Origin of the sequence: Grimontia celer (assembly GCF_900055185.1) — a bacterium.
Classification (GTDB): Bacteria; Pseudomonadota; Gammaproteobacteria; order Enterobacterales; family Vibrionaceae; genus Enterovibrio; species Enterovibrio celer.
Genome location: NZ_FIZX01000001.1, coordinates 54547 through 77636 on the forward strand (window position 1 = coordinate 54547; position 23090 = coordinate 77636).

Annotated in this window: 17 protein-coding genes; 12 read left to right on the top strand and 5 right to left on the bottom strand. The window is 44.5% G+C overall.

The annotated features are described in order from the left end of the window. The first annotated feature begins 62 nt into the window (after nt 1-62). The gene (locus GCE9029_RS00225; RefSeq protein WP_062660538.1) at nt 63-392 is read left to right on the top strand and encodes a helix-turn-helix domain-containing protein; all 330 of its coding nucleotides are present in this window, start codon (nt 63-65) and stop codon (nt 390-392) included. Then, a complete protein-coding gene (locus GCE9029_RS00230; protein ID WP_062660539.1) occupies nt 389-1645 on the top strand; it encodes a type II toxin-antitoxin system HipA family toxin in 1257 nt (418 codons plus the stop codon). Before GCE9029_RS00225 ends, GCE9029_RS00230 begins: the two co-directional genes overlap by 4 nt. 174 nt (nt 1646-1819) lie before the next feature. On the opposite strand, the gene GCE9029_RS00235 is transcribed toward GCE9029_RS00230, so the two are convergent. After that, nucleotides 1820-3142, bottom strand: coding sequence for a DUF3427 domain-containing protein (locus GCE9029_RS00235; RefSeq protein WP_062660540.1), 1323 nt, complete (start codon nt 3140-3142; stop codon nt 1820-1822). Nucleotides 3143-3691: 549 nt separating this feature from the next. Here GCE9029_RS00235 and GCE9029_RS00240 point away from each other — a divergent pair. The 7 genes from GCE9029_RS00240 to GCE9029_RS00270 are packed head-to-tail and all read left to right on the top strand — an operon-like array spanning nt 3692 to nt 16238. Continuing rightward, entirely contained in the window at nt 3692-4633 is a 942-nt protein-coding gene (locus tag GCE9029_RS00240; RefSeq protein ID WP_062660541.1) for a WYL domain-containing protein, read from the top strand. Continuing rightward, on the top strand, nt 4633-8172 hold the full coding sequence (locus GCE9029_RS00245; protein ID WP_062660542.1) for a helicase-related protein: 3540 nt from the start codon (nt 4633-4635) through the stop codon (nt 8170-8172). Before GCE9029_RS00240 ends, GCE9029_RS00245 begins: the two co-directional genes overlap by 1 nt. Next, nucleotides 8169-9602, top strand: coding sequence for an AAA family ATPase (locus GCE9029_RS00250; protein ID WP_062660543.1), 1434 nt, complete (start codon nt 8169-8171; stop codon nt 9600-9602). Before GCE9029_RS00245 ends, GCE9029_RS00250 begins: the two co-directional genes overlap by 4 nt. A gap of 3 nt (nt 9603-9605) precedes the next feature. Beyond that, nucleotides 9606-10292, top strand: coding sequence for a retron system putative HNH endonuclease (locus tag GCE9029_RS00255; protein WP_062660544.1), 687 nt, complete (start codon nt 9606-9608; stop codon nt 10290-10292). Then, nucleotides 10282-10488, top strand: coding sequence for a hypothetical protein (locus GCE9029_RS26465; RefSeq protein ID WP_062660545.1), 207 nt, complete (start codon nt 10282-10284; stop codon nt 10486-10488). Before GCE9029_RS00255 ends, GCE9029_RS26465 begins: the two co-directional genes overlap by 11 nt. Before the next feature lie 9 nt (nt 10489-10497). Continuing rightward, nucleotides 10498-13380, top strand: coding sequence for a DUF1156 domain-containing protein (locus tag GCE9029_RS00265; RefSeq protein ID WP_062660546.1), 2883 nt, complete (start codon nt 10498-10500; stop codon nt 13378-13380). Nucleotides 13381-13394: 14 nt separating this feature from the next. Then, complete coding sequence (locus GCE9029_RS00270; RefSeq protein ID WP_062660547.1) at nt 13395-16238, top strand: ATP-binding protein; 2844 nt, start codon at nt 13395-13397, stop codon at nt 16236-16238. Between the two features lie 20 nt (nt 16239-16258). Here the strand turns inward: GCE9029_RS00270 and GCE9029_RS00275 are convergent, their stop codons facing one another. Then, complete coding sequence (locus GCE9029_RS00275; protein ID WP_062660548.1) at nt 16259-16561, bottom strand: hypothetical protein; 303 nt, start codon at nt 16559-16561, stop codon at nt 16259-16261. Nucleotides 16562-17049: 488 nt separating this feature from the next. Then, on the bottom strand, nt 17050-17679 hold the full coding sequence (locus GCE9029_RS00280) for a hypothetical protein (protein ID WP_197475306.1): 630 nt from the start codon (nt 17677-17679) through the stop codon (nt 17050-17052). A gap of 483 nt (nt 17680-18162) precedes the next feature. Here GCE9029_RS00280 and GCE9029_RS00285 point away from each other — a divergent pair, with 483 nt between their 5' ends. Then, the gene (locus GCE9029_RS00285) at nt 18163-18570 is read left to right on the top strand and encodes a LexA family protein (RefSeq protein WP_062660550.1); all 408 of its coding nucleotides are present in this window, start codon (nt 18163-18165) and stop codon (nt 18568-18570) included. Further along, nucleotides 18558-19811, top strand: a complete 1254-nt coding sequence (locus GCE9029_RS00290; RefSeq protein WP_062660551.1) for a Y-family DNA polymerase — start codon at nt 18558-18560, stop codon at nt 19809-19811. Before GCE9029_RS00285 ends, GCE9029_RS00290 begins: the two co-directional genes overlap by 13 nt. Here the strand turns inward: GCE9029_RS00290 and GCE9029_RS26695 are convergent. Then, complete coding sequence (locus GCE9029_RS26695; protein WP_062660552.1) at nt 19801-20862, bottom strand: HNH endonuclease; 1062 nt, start codon at nt 20860-20862, stop codon at nt 19801-19803. The genes GCE9029_RS00290 and GCE9029_RS26695 overlap by 11 nt on opposite strands. 19 nt (nt 20863-20881) lie before the next feature. Then, nucleotides 20882-21349 (bottom strand): thermonuclease family protein, encoded by a 468-nt coding sequence (locus GCE9029_RS00300; RefSeq protein ID WP_062660553.1) that lies wholly within the window; start codon nt 21347-21349, stop codon nt 20882-20884. A 557-nt stretch (nt 21350-21906) separates the two neighbouring features. Between GCE9029_RS00300 and GCE9029_RS00305 the strand changes: the two genes are divergently transcribed. After that, a complete protein-coding gene (locus tag GCE9029_RS00305) occupies nt 21907-22908 on the top strand; it encodes a hypothetical protein (RefSeq protein WP_062660554.1) in 1002 nt (333 codons plus the stop codon). The last annotated feature ends 182 nt before the right edge of the window (nt 22909-23090 follow it).

A 23090-nucleotide genomic window follows, 5' to 3' on the forward strand; every position in this document is an offset into this window, starting at 1 on the left:
GTGTACAACTAATATGTTGTTTATTGCAGCTGGTACAACGATAGCGTTGTTTGAGGTGTGTAGTGAAGAGTGTTGATGAAATTGCAGCGGTGCTCATTGAGCAACGTAAAAAGCTGGGTATCGAGCAAAAAGATATGTACATGCGAATCGGCATGAAGCAGCAACAGTACCAACGTATTGAAGCAGGTAATGACGTAAAACTTTCGACCTTACTCAGAGTGTTGGAAGGGTTGGATTTGGAACTCTCGATAGTGCCTAAAGGAAGGAAAGCGGCACCGTCCTCAGTCGAAGCGGTAGCAGATAGCCAAAGCGCACTTGGCAAAGGCAAAAATGAGCTAGCTGATGACTCAGATGACCTGGATTTTTGGTTTAGTTCAGGGGATGGAGCATGAGCAGGCAAATCGAAAAAGTTGAAGGTTTAAACATCCAACTACACGGTATCGATGTCGCTGTGATTGCGCATTATGCCGGTGGGAAAAATATACTGACCTTCGATCCCGAATTTGTCTCGATGCCAGCGGATAAACGGCCTGTTTTTACCTTGAGGCAACTGCGCGATCCTGATTATTTAAGTAAGCCCCAGATTCGGACCGACAAAATCCCCCCTGTATTGTCCAACCTGTTGCCAGAAGGAGCATTGAGAGAACTGACAGCTAAAGCGCTCCAATGCCACGTAAACAACGAATTCTCAATCCTTGCTTATTTAGGTGCTAACTTGCCAGGCGCAATCATCGCTAAGCCGATAAAAGCAGGTGATTTACCTGCCTGGGCGCTAGAGCAGCGATTATCGACAGAGCCGCAGCAAATCAATGTGAAACATGCAGATACCAAGTTTTCATTGGCAGGCGTTCAGATGAAGTTTTCCTCATCACACCTGGATGGCCGATACCATATCGACCAAGAGATTTCTGACGATATGTGGATCATAAAAACCCCTTCTACTGTCCACAAAGGTGTGCCTGTCAATGAATATACCTGCATGAGGTTAGCTGAAGCAGCGGGGGCAGATATTCCGGAAATTCGGCTAATCAAGCTGAATGAGCTTGAAGGGCTGCCCAGTATTAAACTACCGGATGAGCAATATGCCTATGGCATTAAGCGGTTCGACCGCAATGAGAAGGGGCGAATACATACGGAAGATTTTGCTCAAGTGTTTGGCCTTTATCCTTCGGATAAATATCAACGGGTTAACTATGAGCAACTAGGCCGCGTGCTCTATCAATCCAGCTCTGAACGATTGAAAGACATTCAGCAGATGGCAAGAAGGCTGCTGATTAACATCTTGCTGGGAAACGGTGATGCACACCTTAAAAACTGGACGTTGATTTATAGCGATGCTTACTCCCCGCGCTTATCGCCCCTTTATGACGTGGTATTCACCTCTCCGTATATTGAAAATGACAGCCTTGCGCTGAACATGGTAGGGACCAAGCAATGGTCTGAAATCACCATGAAGCATTTTGAACTGTGGGCTGAGAAAGCTGGAGTGCCATGGGTTGCGATTAAGCCACACCTGATTGATGTGATGAACTTAGCCCGGAAAAACTGGCCTGAAATGCTTCAAGAACTCCCCATGGACACTGAGCATAAAGACGCTTTGAAGAAGCATTGGAAACGATTGGATATCGACTTTAAGCTCGAATAAGCAAAGCTACCGAATCATCCATCAGGTATTTTCTCTGCCCAACGTTCACACTAAAGAAAGAAACTTCGAGGTGGTGTTTTAAGCCATGCAACTGCAGGTGGCAGGTGTTAAGAGCCGGTTGTTGGTGGGGGAGTGGTGAGGAACAGCGCAAAACTATTCCTCGATGATTGAATACTATTTGAGTGATGCCGTATAGCTTGTTGGCTTGAGATCGAACAACTCATCAATAGCGCCTTTGCGCTTATAATAATCTGCTGTATTCTCGGTGCGGTTAAGATTGTACAAACGGTAAAGCCAATATTTTTCAGGTGCATCCCGAGAGATACTCACTTCATTATCCGAAATGAAAAACTGAGTGTTCTGCCTTCCCTCTGTGGTTTTCACTTCGATGAATTTCTCTGTACCGTCAGGTTCGAAAGACAGAATGTCATATCCTGCATTGGGATTGATTAAAGCCATATGCTGAATGCGCTCGGCAAGTTCGGGCTTTCCGCTTGATACCAAGTGTTTTCGTTCCATCTCTAAAACGATTCGTTCACCAATATCTCCAAGCTCACGGTTTCTTTTATCTCTTTCAGCCCAGTCAACTTGGGCAGCTTTTCGCTTCCTGCCACTTTCTGAGTAAGGCGTGGAGAGGTTGCCATCAATCGGCACTTCCTTAATGACGGTTTTATCGGGGTTTAATGAAGCAAACGTTGGCGTATTGGAGTGAGTTTCGAACGCTATCCGTCTTTGAATCCTGCTTGGGATAGGCCAGCTCTCAAACTGCCAGTTTATATTGACTGGCTCGCTCGTCGTTGCGTCCCAATTATCGAAAAGAAGATGACCTAGGTATGTGTAGTCATCCTCTTTGTTTGCTCTCAGGAACAAGTGGATAGTGTTTGTTTTATCATCGTGAGCGATTAACTGTTTGATGACAGAGGATTCGGATGTGTGCTGGTTCTGCGACCACCAAATTAGCTTGCCATCATCTGTAATAAAATCTTCGTAAGTGTTTGACTGACTTGGCTCTAAGGTGACAAAGAAAACAAAATCGCCTTCTTTAGATGCATTGGAGACGATACCCGAAAGCCCCCATGAGCCCGCACCTTTTGTAAATTTCGCTTCAGGTGCAAATACTTTACAAACCTCCTCGCGATTATATTGCCCATAAAGTTCTAAAGTGACATTTTCAGTGTCTCTTTCTTTGGCAATCACTTCATAACCAAGCTTTCTGAGCACTTTGAAACAAGGGCTTTTCTCACCACCCGTGAAGTGCTTTGAGGAAACTTCGATATTAAGCAACTCAGACATGGCAAGGCCAAAAATCGCCTTTGGTGGGTAGGGTCTGCTGTGGACTATTAGGTCGTAATCCTTTGATGGAGCATAACTTTCGATGTCGCCTTGTTTATCGTTAAAGAGACGACAGGCACTTTCTATGTGATTGGTGTTGAGAGGTTTGGCAAGTGTGTTGAGCTTCTTGATTCTTCCGGCTTTATCAAATTCAATGCTGTTCATTCACTCGTCACTTCTGAGCTATTGATAGGTCGCTCAGAATAACGGTGGTTTAGGCAACGATTATTGGCTTTAGTTAATTTTCTGGACAAGGTTAACGAAAGGTATACGGTAACTAGAAATCGTTGTTGTTCTTGGTTGAGAGGGTTGTGAGCTTATGCGGTTAGGCTACCTCTACTATTTGCTTTTCTTAAATTAGTTTTGATGTGATGTTAAGGCAGTAAAGAATAGCTGAGGTAAATCGATAAGTATTGTTGGTTAAATCTCAGTAACTTACTTACAGCTTAAGTTAAATGTCTATTTTATTTAGTATTGTAAGTGCTTATTTATGTCATTCCTTTCAGTCAGTGCTGTTACACAGTGCATTGCCCAAATATTTAGCTTTTAAGTCGATATCAATGTGGTAGAATAACACCTAATAAAATGTGTTAGGTTGGTTGGTAATTAGTGTGATGTTGGCGTGTGGGTTATTGAAAGTGGCTTCTGCTTGACGAACCGTAAGGTGGACATTCAGTAAAGTATGAATAAAACCGATTTAGGTAAATATTACGCATGATAAACGATGCTTTAAAACGAAGTGCGTTGGTTAAAAGTGCTCAATTAGATGAGCTGCCTCAGGCAACCAGGGATCGCATTGCTCATATTGACTTCACCTTGTTGTTCAAAGGAGAAGCGGTGCGAGCTGACTTGGTAGATCGTTTTAGTATCGCCGCGGCACAGGCTACTAAAGACTTTACGCTTTATCGAGAACTTGCGCCTAGCAATATTGAGTATGATCAGAAGCTAAAACTGCATAAGCGTGGTGAACAGTTTAAACCCTTATTCGATTACGATGTGGTAAGAACACTGGCCACCATCAGCCAAGGATATGGTGATGGTTTTAACGGAAAAGTAAAACCACCTTTGGCTTGTGAAGCGCCGTATCACTTAAACAAGCCTAGTTTATCGCTAGTCTCTAAAGTCACTGAAGCTATACACAAAGACAAAGCACTGCGTATTACCTATGTGTCGCTTTCCAGTGGCAAAACTACGCGTGAAATTGTGCCGCACACGCTGGTGGACAACGGTTTGCGTTGGCATATTCGCGGTTATGATCGCAAGCGTGGTGAATTCAGAGATTTCGTACTGACGCGTATCGTGTCAGCAAATGTTATCGAGAGCGCTGTCTTGAATGAGGTTGAGCTCGAAACCCAAGATCGACAATGGAATCGGTTTGTTGAGCTGGAATTAGTACCACATCCACGCATTCAGCACAGTGAAGCGATTGAGTTAGATTATGGCATGGTTAACGGAGTCATGAAGGTTGAGGTGAGAGCTGCTGTTGCTGGCTACTTGCTTAGACGCTGGAATGTGGATTGTTCATTAGATCATTCTCAAGTAGGCCGTGAGTATCAACTTTACCTGCGGAATGCACAGGCCTTGTATGGTGTCGCTAATTTAAGTATTGCGCCAGGCTATGAGAGACACGAAGTTAAGAGTGATATGGGGCGCTGATGCTTAAACTCGAGGACGTTAAAAAAGATGCACAAGTTCGCGGCATTCTTGCTGAGGAAATTGTTCGCATTGTGCAGGTAGAGCCTGTCGGTGATGCTGCGATTACGGTTTACTATAAAGACAGCCAAGGCAAACTGGGTGAGCAAATGCTGTTTCGCTCGGATGAACCACGTCTTGAGCTTGCTACAGTAGGTCGACCTTGGGCATTTGATGCGCCAGGTGCCGAATTTAAACTCGGCCTAGAAGCCTACCGCATTAGCCAAGCTGCGCTGTTCGATCCTATGATGGCTGTGCACACCTCAAACGTTGAGCCGCTACCCCACCAAATTTCAGCTGTTTACGAATCAATGCTACCAAAACAGCCTCTTCGATTCGTACTGGCAGACGATCCTGGTGCCGGTAAAACAATTATGGCTGGGCTGTTGATCCGTGAACTCATTATGCGCGGAGATGCTAAGCGCATATTGATCGTTTCTCCTGGTTCCCTCACAGAGCAGTGGCAAGATGAACTACTCGAAAAGTTTGGTGTTACGTTCGATATTTTCAGCCGAGAAAAGCAAGAACAATGTGCCTCCGGTAACTACTTTGATGAATCAGATCAACTCATTTGCCGTCTGGATCAGCTATCGCGAAACGAAGATTTCCAAGAAAAACTAAAGAACACAGAGTGGGATCTCATTATCGTGGATGAGGCTCACAAATTATCTGCCAGCTACTTCGGCACAAAAATCAATAAAACCAAGCGTTTTCAACTGGGTGAGCTGCTGGGGTCGATCACTCGACACTTCTTGTTGATGACAGCGACGCCACATAACGGTAAAGAAGAAGACTTTCAGATCTGGCTGTCATTGTTAGATGGCGACCGCTTCTATGGCAAGTTTCGTGAAGGTGCACATAAAGTCGACGTCTCTGACATGATGCGACGTATGGTGAAAGAAGAGCTACTCAAGTTCGATGGTACACCACTGTTCCCTGAGCGACGCGCCTATACAGCTAACTATGAGCTTTCCCCGATGGAAGCATCGCTTTACGAACAAGTTACCACTTATGTTCGCGAAGAGATGAACCGTGCTGACAAGCTTGATAGCAAAAAGAAGAACAATGTTGGCTTCGCGTTGACCATGCTACAGCGCAGACTCGCGTCTAGTCCTGAAGCTATCTATCAATCTCTGAAGCGCCGCCGTAAGCGCCTAGAAGCTCGTCTCGAAGAAACCAAACTGATGGCGCGTGGCCAAACTGTTAGGAAAGATGGCGTTGCAGAAACGTTTGGTGAATACAGCGTCAAAAAAAGAATCGATATTCCTGATAACTTTGATGAACTTGATGAGGATCTGAGTGCAGAAGAGTACGAGATTCTAGCGGAACAAGTTGTTGATCAAGCCACCGCTGCAGAGACAATTCCTGAACTTGAGGCAGAAATTCTGATTTTGAAAGACCTCGAATACCAGGCTCTCTCTGTGGTTCAGTCAGGCAATGATAAAAAGTGGGAAGAGCTTTCCTACCTGTTGCAAGATAAGCCAGAGATGTTCACGGCTAGTGGCACCCGTAGAAAACTGCTTATTTTTACCGAACATAAAGACACCCTTAATTACTTGGTGAAACGCATCGGCGATATGTTGGGCAACGAAAATGCAGTTCGCACTATTTACGGTGGTACCAACCGTGACGAACGACGCAAAGTACAGGAAGAGTTCCGCAATGACCCTGAAGTGATCGTGCTCATTGCAACCGATGCGGCTGGTGAAGGTGTAAACCTTCAGAATGCCAATCTCATGGTCAACTATGACTTACCATGGAATCCAAATCGATTAGAACAGCGTTTTGGTCGCATACACCGCATTGGTCAAACAGAAGTCTGCCACCTTTGGAACATCGTTGCGGCAGAGACGCGTGAAGGCGAAGTATTTAAAAAGCTTTTCGACAAGATTGAAATCGAGAAAGAAGCATTGGGAGGCAAAGTCTTCGATGTGCTCGGCGAGGCCTTTGATAATGTTTCTCTGAAGGACCTATTGGTAGATGCTATTCGCTATGGCGAATCTCCCGAGGTCAAAGCTAAAATGAATGAAGTGATCGATGGAGCATTAGATGCAGAACACTTGAAAGAGATTCTTCGTCGCAATGCTTTGGTCGAGCAGCATATGGGGCTAGAAGAGCTTTATGCCGTAAAAGAAGAGATGGAAAAGGCAGAGGCTAGAAAGCTTCAGCCATACTTTATCCGCGCCTTTTTTACAGAAGCATTTCAAACGCTCGGTGGCGAATTACGTAGTCGTGAGGCTGGGCGCTATGAAGTGCGCCATGTTCCCGCGGCTATTAGAGAACGTGACCGAGTGATAGGTGAAACACGAACGCCTGTTTTACGAAAATACGAGCGTATTTGCTTTGAAAAACAGAATGTTCGTCAACAAGGTAAGCCAATGGCGGATCTTATTCACCCATCGCATCCATTAATGCACGCATCAACAGACTTAGTGCTTGAAGCGCACCGTGCAAAGCTTAAGCAAGGTGCAGTATTGGTTGATCCGAATGACGATAGCATTGAGCCCAAAGTACTTTTCATGGTTGACCACACTGTTCGAGAGGGGGGAAGTTCCTCTGATGTTGCGTCACGCCGATTACAATTCGTTGAAATAGATGAGAAAAGTAATGCGATCAATGCGGGCTGGGCACCTCATTTGGATCTACAACCGATAGATGCTTATGACTTAAAGTTGGTCAGCGATGTCCTAAATTCCCCGTGGCTGAACAACAACCTGGAAGCTCTCGCGTTAAACCATGCATCACAGGCGCTGGTGCCAGAGCATTATGCCGAAGTGAAAGATCGTCGCGAACGCCAAGCGAATAAAACGCTTGCTGCGGTTAACGATAGATTGGTCAAAGAAATTAACTATTGGTCTGACCGCTATATCAAACTTCAAGATGATGTGAATGCAGGTAAACAACCGAGAATGCAGCCGGAAATGGCGCGTCGGCGAGTTGATGAGCTTACAGCTAGGTTACAACAGCGCAAAACTGAGTTGGAAGCGCTCAAAAACGTCGTTTCTAGCACGCCAGTTGTGATGGGAGGAGCATTAGTCATTCCTCAAGGGTTGCTCGCATACCGTAAAGGTGAAACCCAATTCAGTGTTGATGCTGAAGCCCGCTCTCGAGTGGAACGCATCGCCATGAATGCTGTTATGGATGTGGAACGAAGCTTTGGGTTTGAAGTAAAAGATGTTGGCGCGGAGAAATGTGGTTGGGATGTGACCTCTCGTCCTCCTATTAATGCAGACGGATCTATATGCACTGATCGCCACATTGAAGTGAAAGGCCGAGCAAAAGGCCAAAGTACCATTACTGTTAGCCGGAATGAAATCATCTATGGCTTAAACCAAGCTGACAAATTTATTCTCGCCATAGTCATTGTCGATGGAGATGATTTCGAAGGGCCGTTTTACATCAAGACGCCGTTTACCGTCGAACCAGACTTTGGTGTTGCAAGTATTAATTATGATCTCAGTGACCTGCTGTCGAAGGCAGTATCACCGGAGCAGACACTATGAAAATAGATAAAATAACGCTTGAGAACTTCCGTTGTTATACAAGCTTGGAAATAAGCTTTCACCCAGAAATGACAGTACTGGTTGCCAACAACGGGCAAGGTAAAACGTCCATTCTCGATGCAGTGCGTGTCGCTCTTTGGCCTTTTGTCAGTCAATTTGACTTGGCGAATACCCCATTTAAAGATCCTGCTAACACCATCACTATTGATGATGTAAGGATCATCAAAGCAGACAATGCTAAAAGAGCAGCTGGCTTTGGTGTTTTAGATGAAATGGTGCGCAAGTTCCCGGCATCTGTCACTGCTACTGGAGATTACGGTTCAGGTCCGACTCAATGGCAAAGGTACCGTGACAGTGAAGCTGCAAAATCACAGACAAAAGATGATAAAAATTGTCGTGATCTAAAAGCATTTGCAAAAGACCTGCAGAAACAAGTGCGAGATCTGACATTAACGCCAGTTACATTGCCTGTGTTTGGTTATTACGGAACAGGTCGACTTTGGAAAGAGAAGCGATTAACTGAATCCAAGCGTGGTAATAATGCAAATGATGAGAACATTCGAACGTTCGCACTACGTGATTGCCTAGACCCAGCTTCCAGTTACCGCCAGTTTGAAGATTGGTTTACTGATGCTTATAAAAAAGTGTTGGAGCACCAAATTGCGCAGTTACAACAAGGGGCAACATTTATTGATGTTGATCCAAAACTAAAAACTCCAGTGAAAGTTGTACAAGACGCAGTGAATGAGGTGTTGAAGCCAGTAGGCTGGAAGAACTTACAGTTTAGTCAGCGTGATGATGAATCATTAGTTTTACGGCACGACGATTACGGCGTAATGAAAGCCGATAGGTTAAGTGATGGCATTAAAAACATGCTTGCCATGATTGCTGATATTGCCTATCGCGCTGTCTTACTGAACGGGCATTTAGGGGAAGAAGCAGCGAGAAAATCACCAGGAATTGTAATGATTGATGAGGTGGACATGCATCTTCACCCACAATGGCAACAAACAGTGATTGGTTCGTTACGCACCGCTTTTCCTAAAATTCAGTTTATTGTCACTACCCATAGTCCGCAGGTATTGTCCACCGTTTCGGCAGAATCAATCCGCGTTTTAAAACATGAAACTGATTCTAATTCAGGGGAGCTAGTGTCAGCTGCTGAACAAAAAGGTATGCAGACTATTGGTATCCCGAGCAGTGACATCCTCATTGATTACCAAGAAGTGAACCCAATTCCACCTGTACAGGAGGCACAATGGGTTGCTGAATACACTGCACTCATTGAGCAAGGCCAACACGAAACTAATACCGGCAAAACACTGCGACAAAAACTCATAGAGATATATGGAGACTCTCATCGTGTTTTATTGGATGCAGATAAGCTCATTCGCTTCCAATCCTTCAAGCAAAAAAGCAAGAAGGATTAATTGATGCATAAATTGAATCGAGGAAATACAGAAGCGCCTCAGTGTCTAAGTGACTATGATCACAATACTCAGACTTGGGATGATTTCGGTGGTGAATGCAAAAAGCGACTGCGAGCTGCACTTGCACAAATGCAAGGTATACCCGGCGTAACCACGGAAGATGCATCTGAATATGGGGTGCGTTGTGCCTATTGTGAGGATGCTATTCACCACGCTGGACACATTGAACATTTTCGCCGCAAAAATAGAAATCATTTTCCAGAGCTAACCTTTGAATGGAATAACTTGTTTTTGGCTTGTGGCTCTAATGACCACTGCGGTCATTATAAAGACCGCAGAGGAGCTGATGCCTATAACCCAGATAACCTAATTAAGCCCGATGTAGAAGACCCTGAAGATTATCTTTATTTTCATTCCTCTGGTGAGGTCAGGCCGCGTGTGGGTATAGATGCAAACAAGGAACTTAAAGCCAACGAAACCATTCGAGTGTTTGGTCTAAAGGATCAAACGCTTACAAGTAGTCGAGCCCGTGCATTAAAAACTTATAAAGAAAAGATGCTTGATGAATTAGATGAAATAGCCAATTGGGAACCTGAGTTAATAGCTGAGTATATCCAACAAGAAATTGAAAACACCCAATGGCAAGCGTTTTCTACAACGATTAAACACTTCTTAGCAGGTGCCTGCTAATGAAAATTTCATCATTTCTCTTAAACTTGGCCAACAAATTAGGCTCGCCATAGTCATTGACGATGGAGATGAATTCGAAGGGCCGTTTTACATCAAGACGCCGTTTACCTTCGAACCAGACTTTGGTGTTGCAAGTATTAATTATGATCTCAATGACCTGCTGACTAAAGCAGTGGCACCTGAGAAAACAGTATAAGAAGTCACTATGACAAAAGTTATCAGTCCTAAAAAACTAATCGAAGTGGCTTTGCCACTCGATGATATCAACGCGGCTGCAGCGCGCGAGAAATCTATCCGTCACGGCCATCCAAGCACCTTGCACTTGTGGTGGGCGCGTCGTCCTTTGGCTGCTGCGCGAGCCGTCATTTTTGCACAAATGGTCAATGATCCATCAGAAACGGTTCAAGGCGACAAGCGCCTGCGTGAAACAAAGCTGAAAATTCAGAAAGAGCGCGAAAACCTTTTTGACATTATTCGTGAACTGGTTAAGTGGGAAAATACCAATAACGAAGAGGTGTTAAATCGAGCTCGCGAAGCTATCAAAGAGAGCTGGCGTTTTACCTGTGAGTTAAACAAGAAACATCCTCAAGCTGATGAGCTATTTAACCCTGAAAAACTGCCGGGATTTCATGATCCATTTGCTGGTGGTGGAGCTATTCCACTTGAAGCGCAACGCCTTGGTTTAGAGAGTTATGCAAGTGATTTAAACCCTGTTGCAGTCATGATCAACAAAGCCATGATTGAAATTCCACCAAAGTTTATTGGCCAAATTCCTGTTGGGCCAATTCCATCAGACGAAAAGCAGGCGAAGCTTTTAAATGATTGGTCTAGAGCTAAAGGCCTCGCTGAGGACGTGCGACGTTATGGTATTTGGATCCGTAACAAAGCTGTTAATGCTGTTGGTCATCTCTATCCGCCAATAAAAATTACCGATGAAATGGCGAAAGACAGATCAGATCTACAAAGTTATATCGGGAAGGAGCTTAATGTTATTGCTTCACTTTGGGTTCGCACTGTAGCTAGCCCTAACCCAGCATTTAGTAATGTAGCCATTCCTTTAGTTCGCTCATTTGTTTTGTCTAAGAAGAGAGATAAAGAGGTATGGGTAAAGCCAATTATTGAAGAGGGCACATATCAGTTTCAGGTGAATATGGGTAAAATACCCAAAACTGAAATCCAGGGGACTGTTGAGCGAAGCGGCGCGAAATGTATCATGTCCAACTCTACTGTCCCTCTTTCTTATATTAGAAGTGAGGGAAAGTCAGGAAAACTTGGACAAAAATTAATGTGCATTGTCGTAGAAGGGAAAAATGAGCGACTTTATCTTCCTCCAAATGATCAATTTGAAGCATTAGCACTAAACTGTGAGCCCGAAGTAATACCAGATACGCCCCTACCAGATAAAGCTTTAGGATTTCGTGTTCAAGAGTACGGAATGAAGAAGCATCGTGACTTGTTCACGAAAAGGCAATTGACCGTAATATCGTGTATTTCTGACTTAATTAAATCAGCTAGAGAGAATGTGCTGCAAGATATAAAGTCCTCAGGTGAGTTTTGCTCTGACCCAGAGATGTACGCAGATGCTATTACAATGTATCTAACATTTGCTTTGGATAAGGTGATCGATAGAAGCTCAACCATAGCAAGATGGGACCCAACTCCAACTCAAAGCGGAGTAATCAATACATTCAGCCGACATGCGTTGCCTATGACGTGGGATTTTGCGGAGTCAAACCCTATAGGAGATGCGTCAGGAAACTTTGTAAGCGGTTGTCAATTAGTCGCAAAAGTAATTGAAAGGCTTCCCGCAAGTTTAGAGAGCTTTTCAATTCAAGCTGATGCTGCAACACAAGATATTTCTTCTGGTAAAGTAATTTCGACGGATCCGCCTTACTATGACAACATTGGTTATGCTGACCTATCAGATTTTTTCTATGTTTGGATGCGAAGAACATTAAGAGATTATTTTCCAGATTTGTTTTCAACAATGGCTGTGCCTAAAGGAGAAGAGTTAATTGCGACTCCATTTAGACATGACTCAAAGAAAGCTGCGGATTTATTCTTCCTCGAGGGGATGACTCATGCTATCCGCAACATGGCTGACAAAGGAAATGCTGCTTTTCCTGTCACAATATATTATGCGTTTAAGCAATCAGAAACGAAGGAAGGCAGTACAGCTAGTACAGGGTGGGAAACATTTTTAGAGGCTGTTATAAGAGCTGGTTTTTCTATCGATGGAACTTGGCCAATGCGTACTGAGCTTGCTAACCGAATGATTGGTTCAGGAGCGAATGCATTAGCCTCCTCCGTCGTGTTAGTTTGCAAGAAACGAGAAATTGGAGCAGAGTCGGTTTCGCGCCGCCAGTTCCAAAGAGAACTGAGAGAAGAGATGCCAGACGCTCTCGAGGCAATGATTGGCGGGACTACCGGTTCATCACCAATAGCACCTGTGGATTTGGCTCAGGCAGCCATCGGGCCAGGTATGGCGATTTTCTCGAAATATGAAGCGGTACTTAACCAAGACGGTAGCAAAATGAGTGTGCATGATGCGCTGATTTTGATAAACCGCGCCATTACTGATTACCTGAATCCGGACAGCGGCAACTTTGATAACGATACTTTGTTCTGTGACAGTTGGTTTAGTCAATATGGCTGGGGACAAGGACAGTTTGGTGAGGCAGACACGTTAGCTCGAGCTAAAGGCACATCGGTAGACGGTGTTCGCGATGCGGGGGTTGTTGAATCAGGCGGTGGTAAAGTTCGCTTGTTGAAATGGAGCGAATATCCAACCGATTGGGACCCTAAGGGCGATAGTCGTATCCCGGTGTGGGAAGCCTGTCACCAGATGATTCGTGTGCTTAACCAGAAAGGTGAAGCGGAAGCAGGTGCCTTGCTGGCGAGAATGCCTGATCTTGGCGAACAGGTTCGACAGTTGGCTTACCACTTATACACATTATGTGAACGTAAAAAATGGGCAGAAGAAGCTCGTGCATACAACGAATTAATTGGTTCATGGCACGCGATTGTGACGGCTTCAAATGAAGTTGGGCATCGTGGTGAGCAGCATGGCCTAGATTTTGACTTTTGAGTGGATGATAAAAGATGAGCTTAAAACCGTGGCGTGAAATTGCGCGCCCTCACAAAGATGTGCTTGAAGGGACCTTCAAGCAATCTGAGTTTGCAGCGGATATTTCGCAAGTGGCATCAGGTAATGCAACGGCTGAGTACCAAGACGCAGAAAAATTCTTCTCCCGGACATTTATTACCGAGGGTATGCGTCTATTGTTGATTTCTGTTGCACAGCGCTTAGCAGGTCAAGGTGGCGACCCAGTTATTCAGCTTCAAACCGCGTTTGGTGGGGGTAAAACCCACACTATGCTGTCAGTTTTCCATTTAGCCTCGAGAAAAGTGAGCACTGATAAACTGACAGGTGTTCCTCCGCTTCTGGATGAAGCGGGCATTCACGATTTGCCGAGTGCAAAAGTTGCGGTTATTGATGGTATCAAACTTTCTCCAAGCCAACCTCAGCAGCACGGAAGTGTGTCAGCGAATACGTTGTGGGGCGAGCTTGCTTGGCAACTTCTAGGCGAAGAAGGCTACGCGATGGTTGCTCAGAGCGATGCTGACGGTACATCGCCAGGCAAAGAAGTAGTGCGCCAGTTGGTGGAAAAAGCAGCGCCTTGTGTCATTTTGATTGACGAGTTGGTTGCTTTTGTTCGTCAGCTGGAGATAGGGAAGCAATTTAACGCAGGTACATTTGATAGCAACATTTCATTTATCCAGGCATTAACTGAAGCGATGAAATCCGTGCCAAATGCAATACTGTTGGCCTCACTGCCTGAATCGGAACTTGAAGTAGGCGGCACAATGGGTCAACGCGCATTGGAGTCGTTGGAAAAATACTTTGCCCGAGTTGAATCTGTTTGGAAGCCAGTGGCGAGTAATGAAGCTTTCGAGATTGTTCGTCGTCGTTTGTTTGAGTTTGCAGGTGAACGAGCAGAAGTTGAAGGCATTAGTCGTCAGTTTTCCGATTTTTATCGCGCCAACAGCGATAAGTTCCCGCTAGAGACACAGTCAAATGTCTACTTTGACAGGCTCTGTCAGTCTTATCCGGTTCATCCAGAAGTGTTTGATCGCCTGTATGAAGATTGGTCAACCCTGGATAAGTTCCAGCGTACTCGTGGTGTTCTGCAATACATGGCGATTGTGATTCACCGCCTGTGGAACTCAGATAACAAAGACGCGTTGATTATGCCTGGCTCAATTGCATTGGACGACAGTAATGTACGTAATAAGAGTATTCACTACTTACCGCAAGGCTGGGAACCCGTTCTTGAAAAAGAAGTGGATGGTCCTCGCTCAGAACCTGTCAGTATTGATGGTCATGATACACGTTTCGGCAGTGTGCAAGCTGCACGCAGAGCTATGCGAACAATCTTTTTGGGCAGTGCACCATCAAATGCCGAGCAAGGCGTAAAAGGTGTTAACCAAGAGCACATACTACTGGGCTGTGTGCAACCGGGACAAACGATTGGTGTGTTTGAAGATGTACTCAAACGCCTAAGAGATCGCCTGCATTATTTGTATTCAGAGCAAGATCGCTACTACCTCGATACGCGACCAAATCTACGCCGCGAAATGGAGAGCCGTAAACATCATATTCAAGATAGAGACGAGCTGCTGCCACTGTTGAAAGACAGGGTCAACCGTGTGTTTGGGCGGAATCACTGTTTTGGCGGGATTCACGTATTTACACCGTCAGGAGATGTGCCTGATGACTACGCTTCGGGGCCGCGCCTAGTTGTACTTCCGCCGAGTGCTGCTCATAGCCGAGGAGAGTCTAACCAGGCATATGAAGCAGCGGAAGAAATTCTCCGCAATCGAGGTGAGCAGCCTCGTCAGAAGCAAAACCGCCTGATTTTCTTTGCTGCTGATTACGATGTGGTAAGCCGATTGAAAGAAGCTGGACGAATCTATCTTGCTTGGAGAAGTATTGTTACAGATGTCAACGATGGCAAGCTGGACCTGACTGTTTCACTGTCTAAGCAAGCTAAGCGAAATATGGATGCGGCTGAGCAAAGCTTAAACCAGGTTATCCGTGAAGCGTATAAGTGGATACTTTGCCCAGTTGAAGAGTTTGTCAAAGGCAAACCTCAATTGGAGTGGGAATCAGTTGCGGTGTCGCCTGCCTCACAGAACCTAGTTGCCGAGATTGAGAACAAGCTAAAAGAAGAAGAATGGCTAATTTCTGAATGGAGCCCAATTCATCTGCGCAATACGCTTCAGAGATGGTACCTAAAAGAGGGTGTAACTGAGGTTGGTGCGTTAAAGGTTTTGCAAGACAGTTGCCGCTATCTTTACTTGCCGCGCCTTGTTAATGACCAAGTGTTCAAGAACGCGATTATTGCCGGTTTAACGAGTGAAGATTACTTTGGTTTTGCTTCAGGTAAAGATGGAGACCGTTACTTAGGATTTACGTTTGGTAACGGCTCAATGCTGATGCTTGATGATTCGTCACTCTTAATCGAACGTGAAGCTGCGATTGATTACCGTGAGCGAACCAAACCCGCTCCCCAGCCGGAGGTACTTGATCCAACGGGCGACGGAGTAACGGATACTGGTAATGGCGGAACAGGTCCAACCGGTGGTGGAACTACGAATCCGGCTCCTGAAATTCCAACGTCTTCAATCGGTCAAAACGTTCAATCTGTAGCTAAAAAACAGTTTTATGGGGCCATCGAGCTTGATCCATTAAGAGCAAAAATGGACTTCGCCACCATTGTTGATGAGGTGATACAACAGTTCACTGCCAAAGTAGGCGTGGAAGTGACGATTTCTATCGATATTCAAGCTCACGCGCAGGATGGATTCGATGAGGCGCTTCAACGTACTATCAAAGAAAACTGTAGCGTATTGCGTTTCAACAGCTCAGAGTTTGAAGAATAGAATTTCCAAAATGAGCTCCCTCACTTCCAATGTGAGGGAATTTCTATTTCAAAACTCTTTGCAACATACTGAAGCATCGTGATGATCTCACGGTGCTTTTTTTCATCATACGGCTGCTCACTTTGCTTTTGCTCTACGATGGTTTTGAGCGTATCCAAATCGAACATACCTAACTTGTAGAAATTTCCCCAGCTTGGAGTACCGAAAAGGTTATAGATAACCTCGGTGCTGTCGCGTTCACTGGCTAGTCGCTTTGGCTCATCGATTCTTGCGAGTGCCGATTCGCCTTCATCTTTGGTGTCGTAGGTGTTGAGAAGTTTCATTTGATGGCCTGGGGATTTTTGTTGTCTTTGAAGGCCTTAGTCTAAGCTGTCGAAACGGACAATAAAAGTAAACTCAGACATATCACCGCACTCGAAGTGTTAATCTGTACAGTTGCCTATTTTAATTGGCTTTTTAGGGAGGCGGTGCGCAAGGTAGCTTGGATATATCGGGTTATGCGTTTGGAATTACCAGTAACTAGCATTGAATATGCCATACCCAAAAGCACAAAAAAGCGCCAACCCTTTCGAGTTGGCGCTTTCCCAAACGTTTGGTGGAGCTGGCGGGAGTTGAACTTGACTTCAAGTAATTGAAATTAAAAGACTAAAATTTAGTGTTGTGTTTGGTTGTTACATTTGGTGTTACGTTTGTGAGTGATGATATTGCGATGACGAGGGGTGATGCTTAATTTTCGATGGAAATCACGCCACCACTAAGTGCGATGATATTAATACCCCGTGTGCTTTGTGGTTGTGAGTTTGGCCAGTAGCTAGCTTTTCTTGCGGTATAGAGATCTCGAAACTGAAACGATTTCACTAGCCATATCAGAAATCGATTGGCAAAGCACACTGAGCTCGGAGTCTTCAGCACTCAGAAAGCTTTCAGTGCTTTGTTTATCTCTCTGTTTAGCTAGAGTGACTGTCTTGTTTTCGAATGCGATCAAGCTTTCTTGGACATTTTTAATGTACTCATAGAGCTCGTCTTCGAAGTACATTCGCACAAGTGAAATGAGCTTGAACCTAGTTTTACTCCCGATTGCTACTTGCTTGAAGTTGGCCACGTCGTCAATACACCTGCCGTGAACAAACTCCTGAAACTCAAGCAGCATATCGAGAATTTCCAACAACCTAGCTCTACGCTCTTCCTCATGCTCTTTCAGCTCTGAAAAGCGATATTTTATAGTCTCTTCGAGAGAAACGATCCTAGTTTTCAGAGCCAACGAGTCCCTTTCTCTTGTTAGGGCTACGTCTAATTTTGCATCCTCCTCAACAGTGACTTTGTCTTTGCTAAGAGCTAAAACTTTCTCTTGGCTGGCGATTTGAGCATCAAATTTTCCTTCCTCTACGCTCTTTGACTTAAGCTTATCTGCTGCTGCTGATTTTTCTCTGTCTTTGTACACTTGGTCTGTAATGGCACGAGTCTTTACTCTCTGGTGGATGTAAATTAGAAAAGCGCCTGAGAAAAAAGCAAAGACTGTGTCCCAATGTTCGAACGATGTACTAATGTCCAATTTTTAACCTATATGCCTAGATGGGAGAGGGGGGCATATTTTGTGGATTAATATTCTTTACTGCAACGTTATACCTTTTACTTCTGTTATAAATTCACGCTAATGTGCCAAAATTCATGCTAAAAAACTTTTTTTGGGTTGAGGTTTGGCTTTGTTTTTTGAATATTGTCCGCTTGTACTATCAATTGGGGGCAGTCAGAGCGGTTAATTTAGATGTGTCTGACTTCTTCTGCGTAGCATCATATTAAGAGCGCTTTTCGGAAGTAAACTGTCCTAGCTGCCGAATAGTTGAGCTGTCAGCATTCCTAGATCTTGCTTATAAGACACAAAGCGATAGAATAAGTGCTGTATATATGAACAGTATTTATTTTCATGAACGTTATTCCCATTTTTGCCAGCGCAGGTATTACAGGGTTTGAGTCCCCAGCCAGCGACTACCGTCAACTCCCTTTAAGTTTGGATGAGCTTTTAGTCGAGCACCCCAGCGCGACGTTTATCGGGCGGGCGTCAGGGGACTCCATGCAAGGCGTTGGAATTTTCGATGGTGATATCCTTATCGTGGACCGTCATGTGAATGCGTTCAACGGGGACGTCATTGTTGCCAACTTCAATGGCGAGTTTGTATGCAAGCTGCTCGATGTGACGCGTCGGCTTCTTTTATCTGCGAACGACAATTACTCCTCAGCAAGAATCGATCAACACGACACCTTCTCTATCGAGGGGGTTGTTGTCCGCTCTATCCGTTGTCATCGTCAGAGCCCGTTGCTGTGTTCGCGCTAGTTGATGCCAACTCCTTTTATTGCAGTGCTGAGCAGGTATTCAGACCAGATTGGCGAGGTAAGCCTGTTATTGTTCTTTCGAACAATGATGGCTGTGTGGTTGCTGCAAACAGGCAGGCAAAGGAGGCTGGGGTAGAGAAGTTCAAACCCTATTTTCAGGTTCGTCAGCAATGCGAAAGAAGTGGTGTAATTGTCTGCTCATCAAACTACGAGCTTTATGGCGATCTTTCCGACAAGATGATGCAAGTGATTGGGCGCTTTGCTCCTGAGCAACACATCTATTCTATCGACGAGTCCTTCCTGTCTTTTCACCACTGCTCTTCTATTCCGGACTTACGTGCACACGCTCAAATGCTTCGTCGTGCTGTTTGGAAGGAATGCAGGCTACCAGTTTGCGTGGGTATGGGGTCAACGTTGACGCTTGCTAAAGCGGCTAATCACGCAGCCAAAAAATTATCGGGCTATAACGGCGTCTGTGTGCTGGACAATGAGCAAGAGCGTTTGGATGTGTTATCGCACATGGATGTGAGCGACATATGGGGAATAGGGCGACGCATAACCGAGCGGTTAAAACGTCTGGGCATTGAAACCGCATTGCAGTTGTCTCGGCAAAAGCCCGCACTGATGCGGAAAGAGTTCAGTGTGGAGATGGAACGTACAATTCGAGAGTTGAATGGCGAGGTGTGCAAAGGGTGGGATGCAGCAAGGGCTGATAAGCAACAAATCTATTCAACGCGTTCTATGGGAGAACGCATTCTAGATGAGAAGTCGCTGAGTCAGGCGCTGTGCAAGCATGCTGGTATTGCTGCCGCCAAGCTCAGAAAGCAGGGTTCTGTCTGCTCAACGCTGATGGTGTTCGCTGGCAATTCCCCCTACGACGACAACCCAAGAAGTTTCAAACAAATCCATCGATTTGCCTTTCCGAGTGACGATACATCGGTCATCACTAGTGCCGTTTCAGCATTGGTGCCGCTACTGTTCCAAGAGGGCGTACGATATTACAAAGTCGGGGTGGGTCTGATTGAACTGACAAATAGCAAATACATCCAACCAGACTTGTTCAGCAGCGAACCAGGAAACCCGAACTTGATGAAAGCGTTCGACTGCCTAAACAAGCGCTATGGTGAGGGGGCTTTGTTCATGGCTGCTCAAGGTGTTTCGCCAAAGTGGGGGATGCGGCGGGATTTTCTCTCACCGCAGTACACCACTAGATGGGAGGACTTGCCGAAAATCAGCTGCTGAACTGTACACCAAAGTGAGCCTGCCTATGGCAATTTGGGCATAAGGCAATCGCATTGTCGACGGTATCTTCGCCACCGTCGGCTAATCTTACTTGATGGTGGACTTCGAGGTATGGAGCTCCGTTTGACTTTTTGATAAATGGAGCGGGTTTTAAGCACTTCTCACAGGTGCCTTTTGCACGAGATAAAACCTCCACTACAACATCCGGATTTCTTTCATAAACAACGGTTTTAACCACCCTGGACCTAGGAGTTCTTGCTGCCTTCGCTAATCGCTTTCGCCTTGTTTCGGCGCTATCTGCACTTGAGCTTTGAACATCACGCTCCAAGGTTGAGGTGATATCATCAAGGAACTCTAACTCTGATTTAGTAGAGGTAACTTTCTGGAGGCGGAACCACTTTGCAGAACCTTCATGGTAGTGCGTGATGTACTCAAACACGCCGTGATAGGTGAAGTGACCCGTCTTGGATGTTCGAACGAATGCATGTATGGGAATACCTGCTGCACCTGATTTAATTATTGCAGCATTATCAGAGTACGTTTCCTTGTAAACGCCTCCGATACTCTTCATGTAGTACTTGAGCAGATCATTCTCTATTAGCCATTCGTTTTTGTATTCGTCGCCCTCGAGAGTTGCTCTTATCGCTATCGACTTGAGTAGTTCACCTTCTTTCTGACGAAGTATCCCGCCGGTACGAGCGTCATATACCCCTACAACCGAGAGAATATCGAATGCCGAATATGTCTCTCCTTCGATAAACTCTTCAAACTCTGTTCTATCAGAAAGCTGGTCGTGAAAAAGCCTTTCAAACTCTGGAAGAGCTTGCTCATAAGAAGTAAAGCCAGCGTGCTCGGCTGCCTTTACGGTTTTGTCTGCATTTTTCGTGACGCTAATAAGATACTTGTATAGGTCGCCCACCTTTTTGAAATTCTTAACCCAAGGGAGTTGGCTGGCAGCCTTTCTTTTGAACTCCTGGGGGATGGTGCGTGGGTCAGCTTTTGGCTCTAAGACTGTGTCGATGATAAATTGTCGCGCTTTTTCTATACTCATGATTTCCAATTTTGTGCAATTAATAGTTAGGAATAGCCTTCTCACCATCAGGGGAGGCACACCAATCAAGCTTTATTTTACCGTTGTATGCTCGTGCCAGGTTGTGCTCCAAAAGAATATCCGCAAGAGACCTTCCATCCATGTGAACGTCGGCTATTAATCTAAAATATTTGCCACGCTCTATGTTGTGAAGCCGAATGACTTTGGCTGAGTAAAGTCTATTCTCGGTCATTTCTTTGGCTAACTTTGCGTGTGATTTCTCTTCGCTACACTTTCCGCGAATCTCTGGGGTGTCGATCCCGCGTACCCTGACTGGAATGTTCTTTCCCACACTATTGTGCCAACCTTCTATATCAATTCGGAAGGTGTCACCATCGTAAACCGAAACAACCCTGTCAACGACAACAGAGTCGGGATCACTCGCTTGGACTGTTGAAGACAAGCCAACTGGGAATAAGCAGAGAGCCAGCAAGGCATGTTTGGTCACTGATTTTTACCCACTTTTATCCGAACTTCAGTCGTTAGCGAATCGAGCCGCATTTTAAGGAAATACGAGCAATCTGGTGGCGGGTGGATTTTGCTGGTTAACTTTGTTGTTTTTTTGCGCCTTAGATAAGTAAAGCAGAAGGTGGTCATGGCTGTTAATAATGACTCTAAGGTTGGTGGCATTTCACATACTCCGATTTTTTGATTTTATTGGTACGCAACTGTTTTAATTGAGTGTGGAAGAGGTGACCACCAGTCTCGGGGTGAGATTATATCTCAATCTAAAAGTGATTTATTTTTTCGCATTAAGAACAGTCAGTAACTATGCTTGTATTCTAAGCTAGTCGCAAATTTACTCGATGTTTGTAATTTCATTTCAACTTTTCTAACGTCTTATCGAGTTTCTGTAAAATATGGTTGACTACTCAAGGGTTTTTGTAACTTATTCTTGATTGCGCATTTTCATAGACGATGACCTCGGAAAAATGATTACATTTTTGTCTTGATATATGTGATATCGGAAATGGTGGAATTTAACATGAGTCCAATGGGTGAGATATGAGGATTAAAAATATTAAAAGTGAAGACTTACCTTTAGTCTCATACTTTAATGTGTTTGTATTGCTGCTTTCTTTGCTTGTTACATTTCTGTCTCCATTCATAGATGTAAAGGATGAGGGAATAAAAGCATACCTGCCATTTGTGATTCCCTTTCTGCTAATAGCAATTGTTTTTACATTATATTTGATTGTTAAGTTTTTCTTGAATTCAAATAAATCATTTTATGATCTAAAGAAAAACATTGAAGGACTTATAGGGACCTCTGCGCGCATGGAAACTTTACAATTTGCATATAAGGAAATGGCGCAGCGAGTGAGAGAAGGAAAAGATATACGAGTAGTGATTAGTGTGCCTTATGACAAGGGAAGTGGGAGCTCAATTACAACATCTGCTTTAGAATGTCCAGACCGAGGTGAGTACTTTAAGGCTCTGGTGGAAGCCGGGAAAGATGCAGATAAAAGTTTTACGCGTATTATTCAGCTGCATGAGAAATCCTATGATAACTGGGTGGATGTAATTGCATCCAATGATCAGTTGTATGAGGAGTTTAATGAGATTTTCTGTAAAGGTGCTTTATTGGATGAGAATGGCGTGCCGCCTGATTATCCCCCAAGGAATAGGTTAAGAACATTAACATACTGCATTACAAAGAATAGACTTAATGTCAATTTCCTTTTTGTGGATAATCGATATTTCTTTATGAATATAGCCACAAATTATGAACCAAATGGGGTTTCTGATATTGTTGCTCCATATATGATATGCATGGAAATAACTGATCCAGAGCAGTCATCAGTGATATCGAGTTTGGAAAGGGAAATATTAATGTCCCCAAGAGAAAAGTTTAAAATGGAAAGCAATGCCGATGGAGCCTCACTATACTCAAATGGGTTTAAAGATTGTTCGGTTCGGCATACGCTGCTTCTGGGGTCATACAAGCCAATTATAGATGAAGCTAGAGAAAAACGATTGAAATCCATAAATAAAAAAACGAAATGAAGTTTGCTATCGAAGCTGATTGATTGAAATCTAAGATTGATTTTGAAAATCGCTTAGTTTTAGGCGGCATTATTAGAAGCAGATTGGCTCATGGAATACTTCAGGTTTTTCTTGAGTAGTTGAAATTGAAAAAATGGATAAATTTCCGGTAGACATATATTGACCCTGGGGAGGGGGGGTGA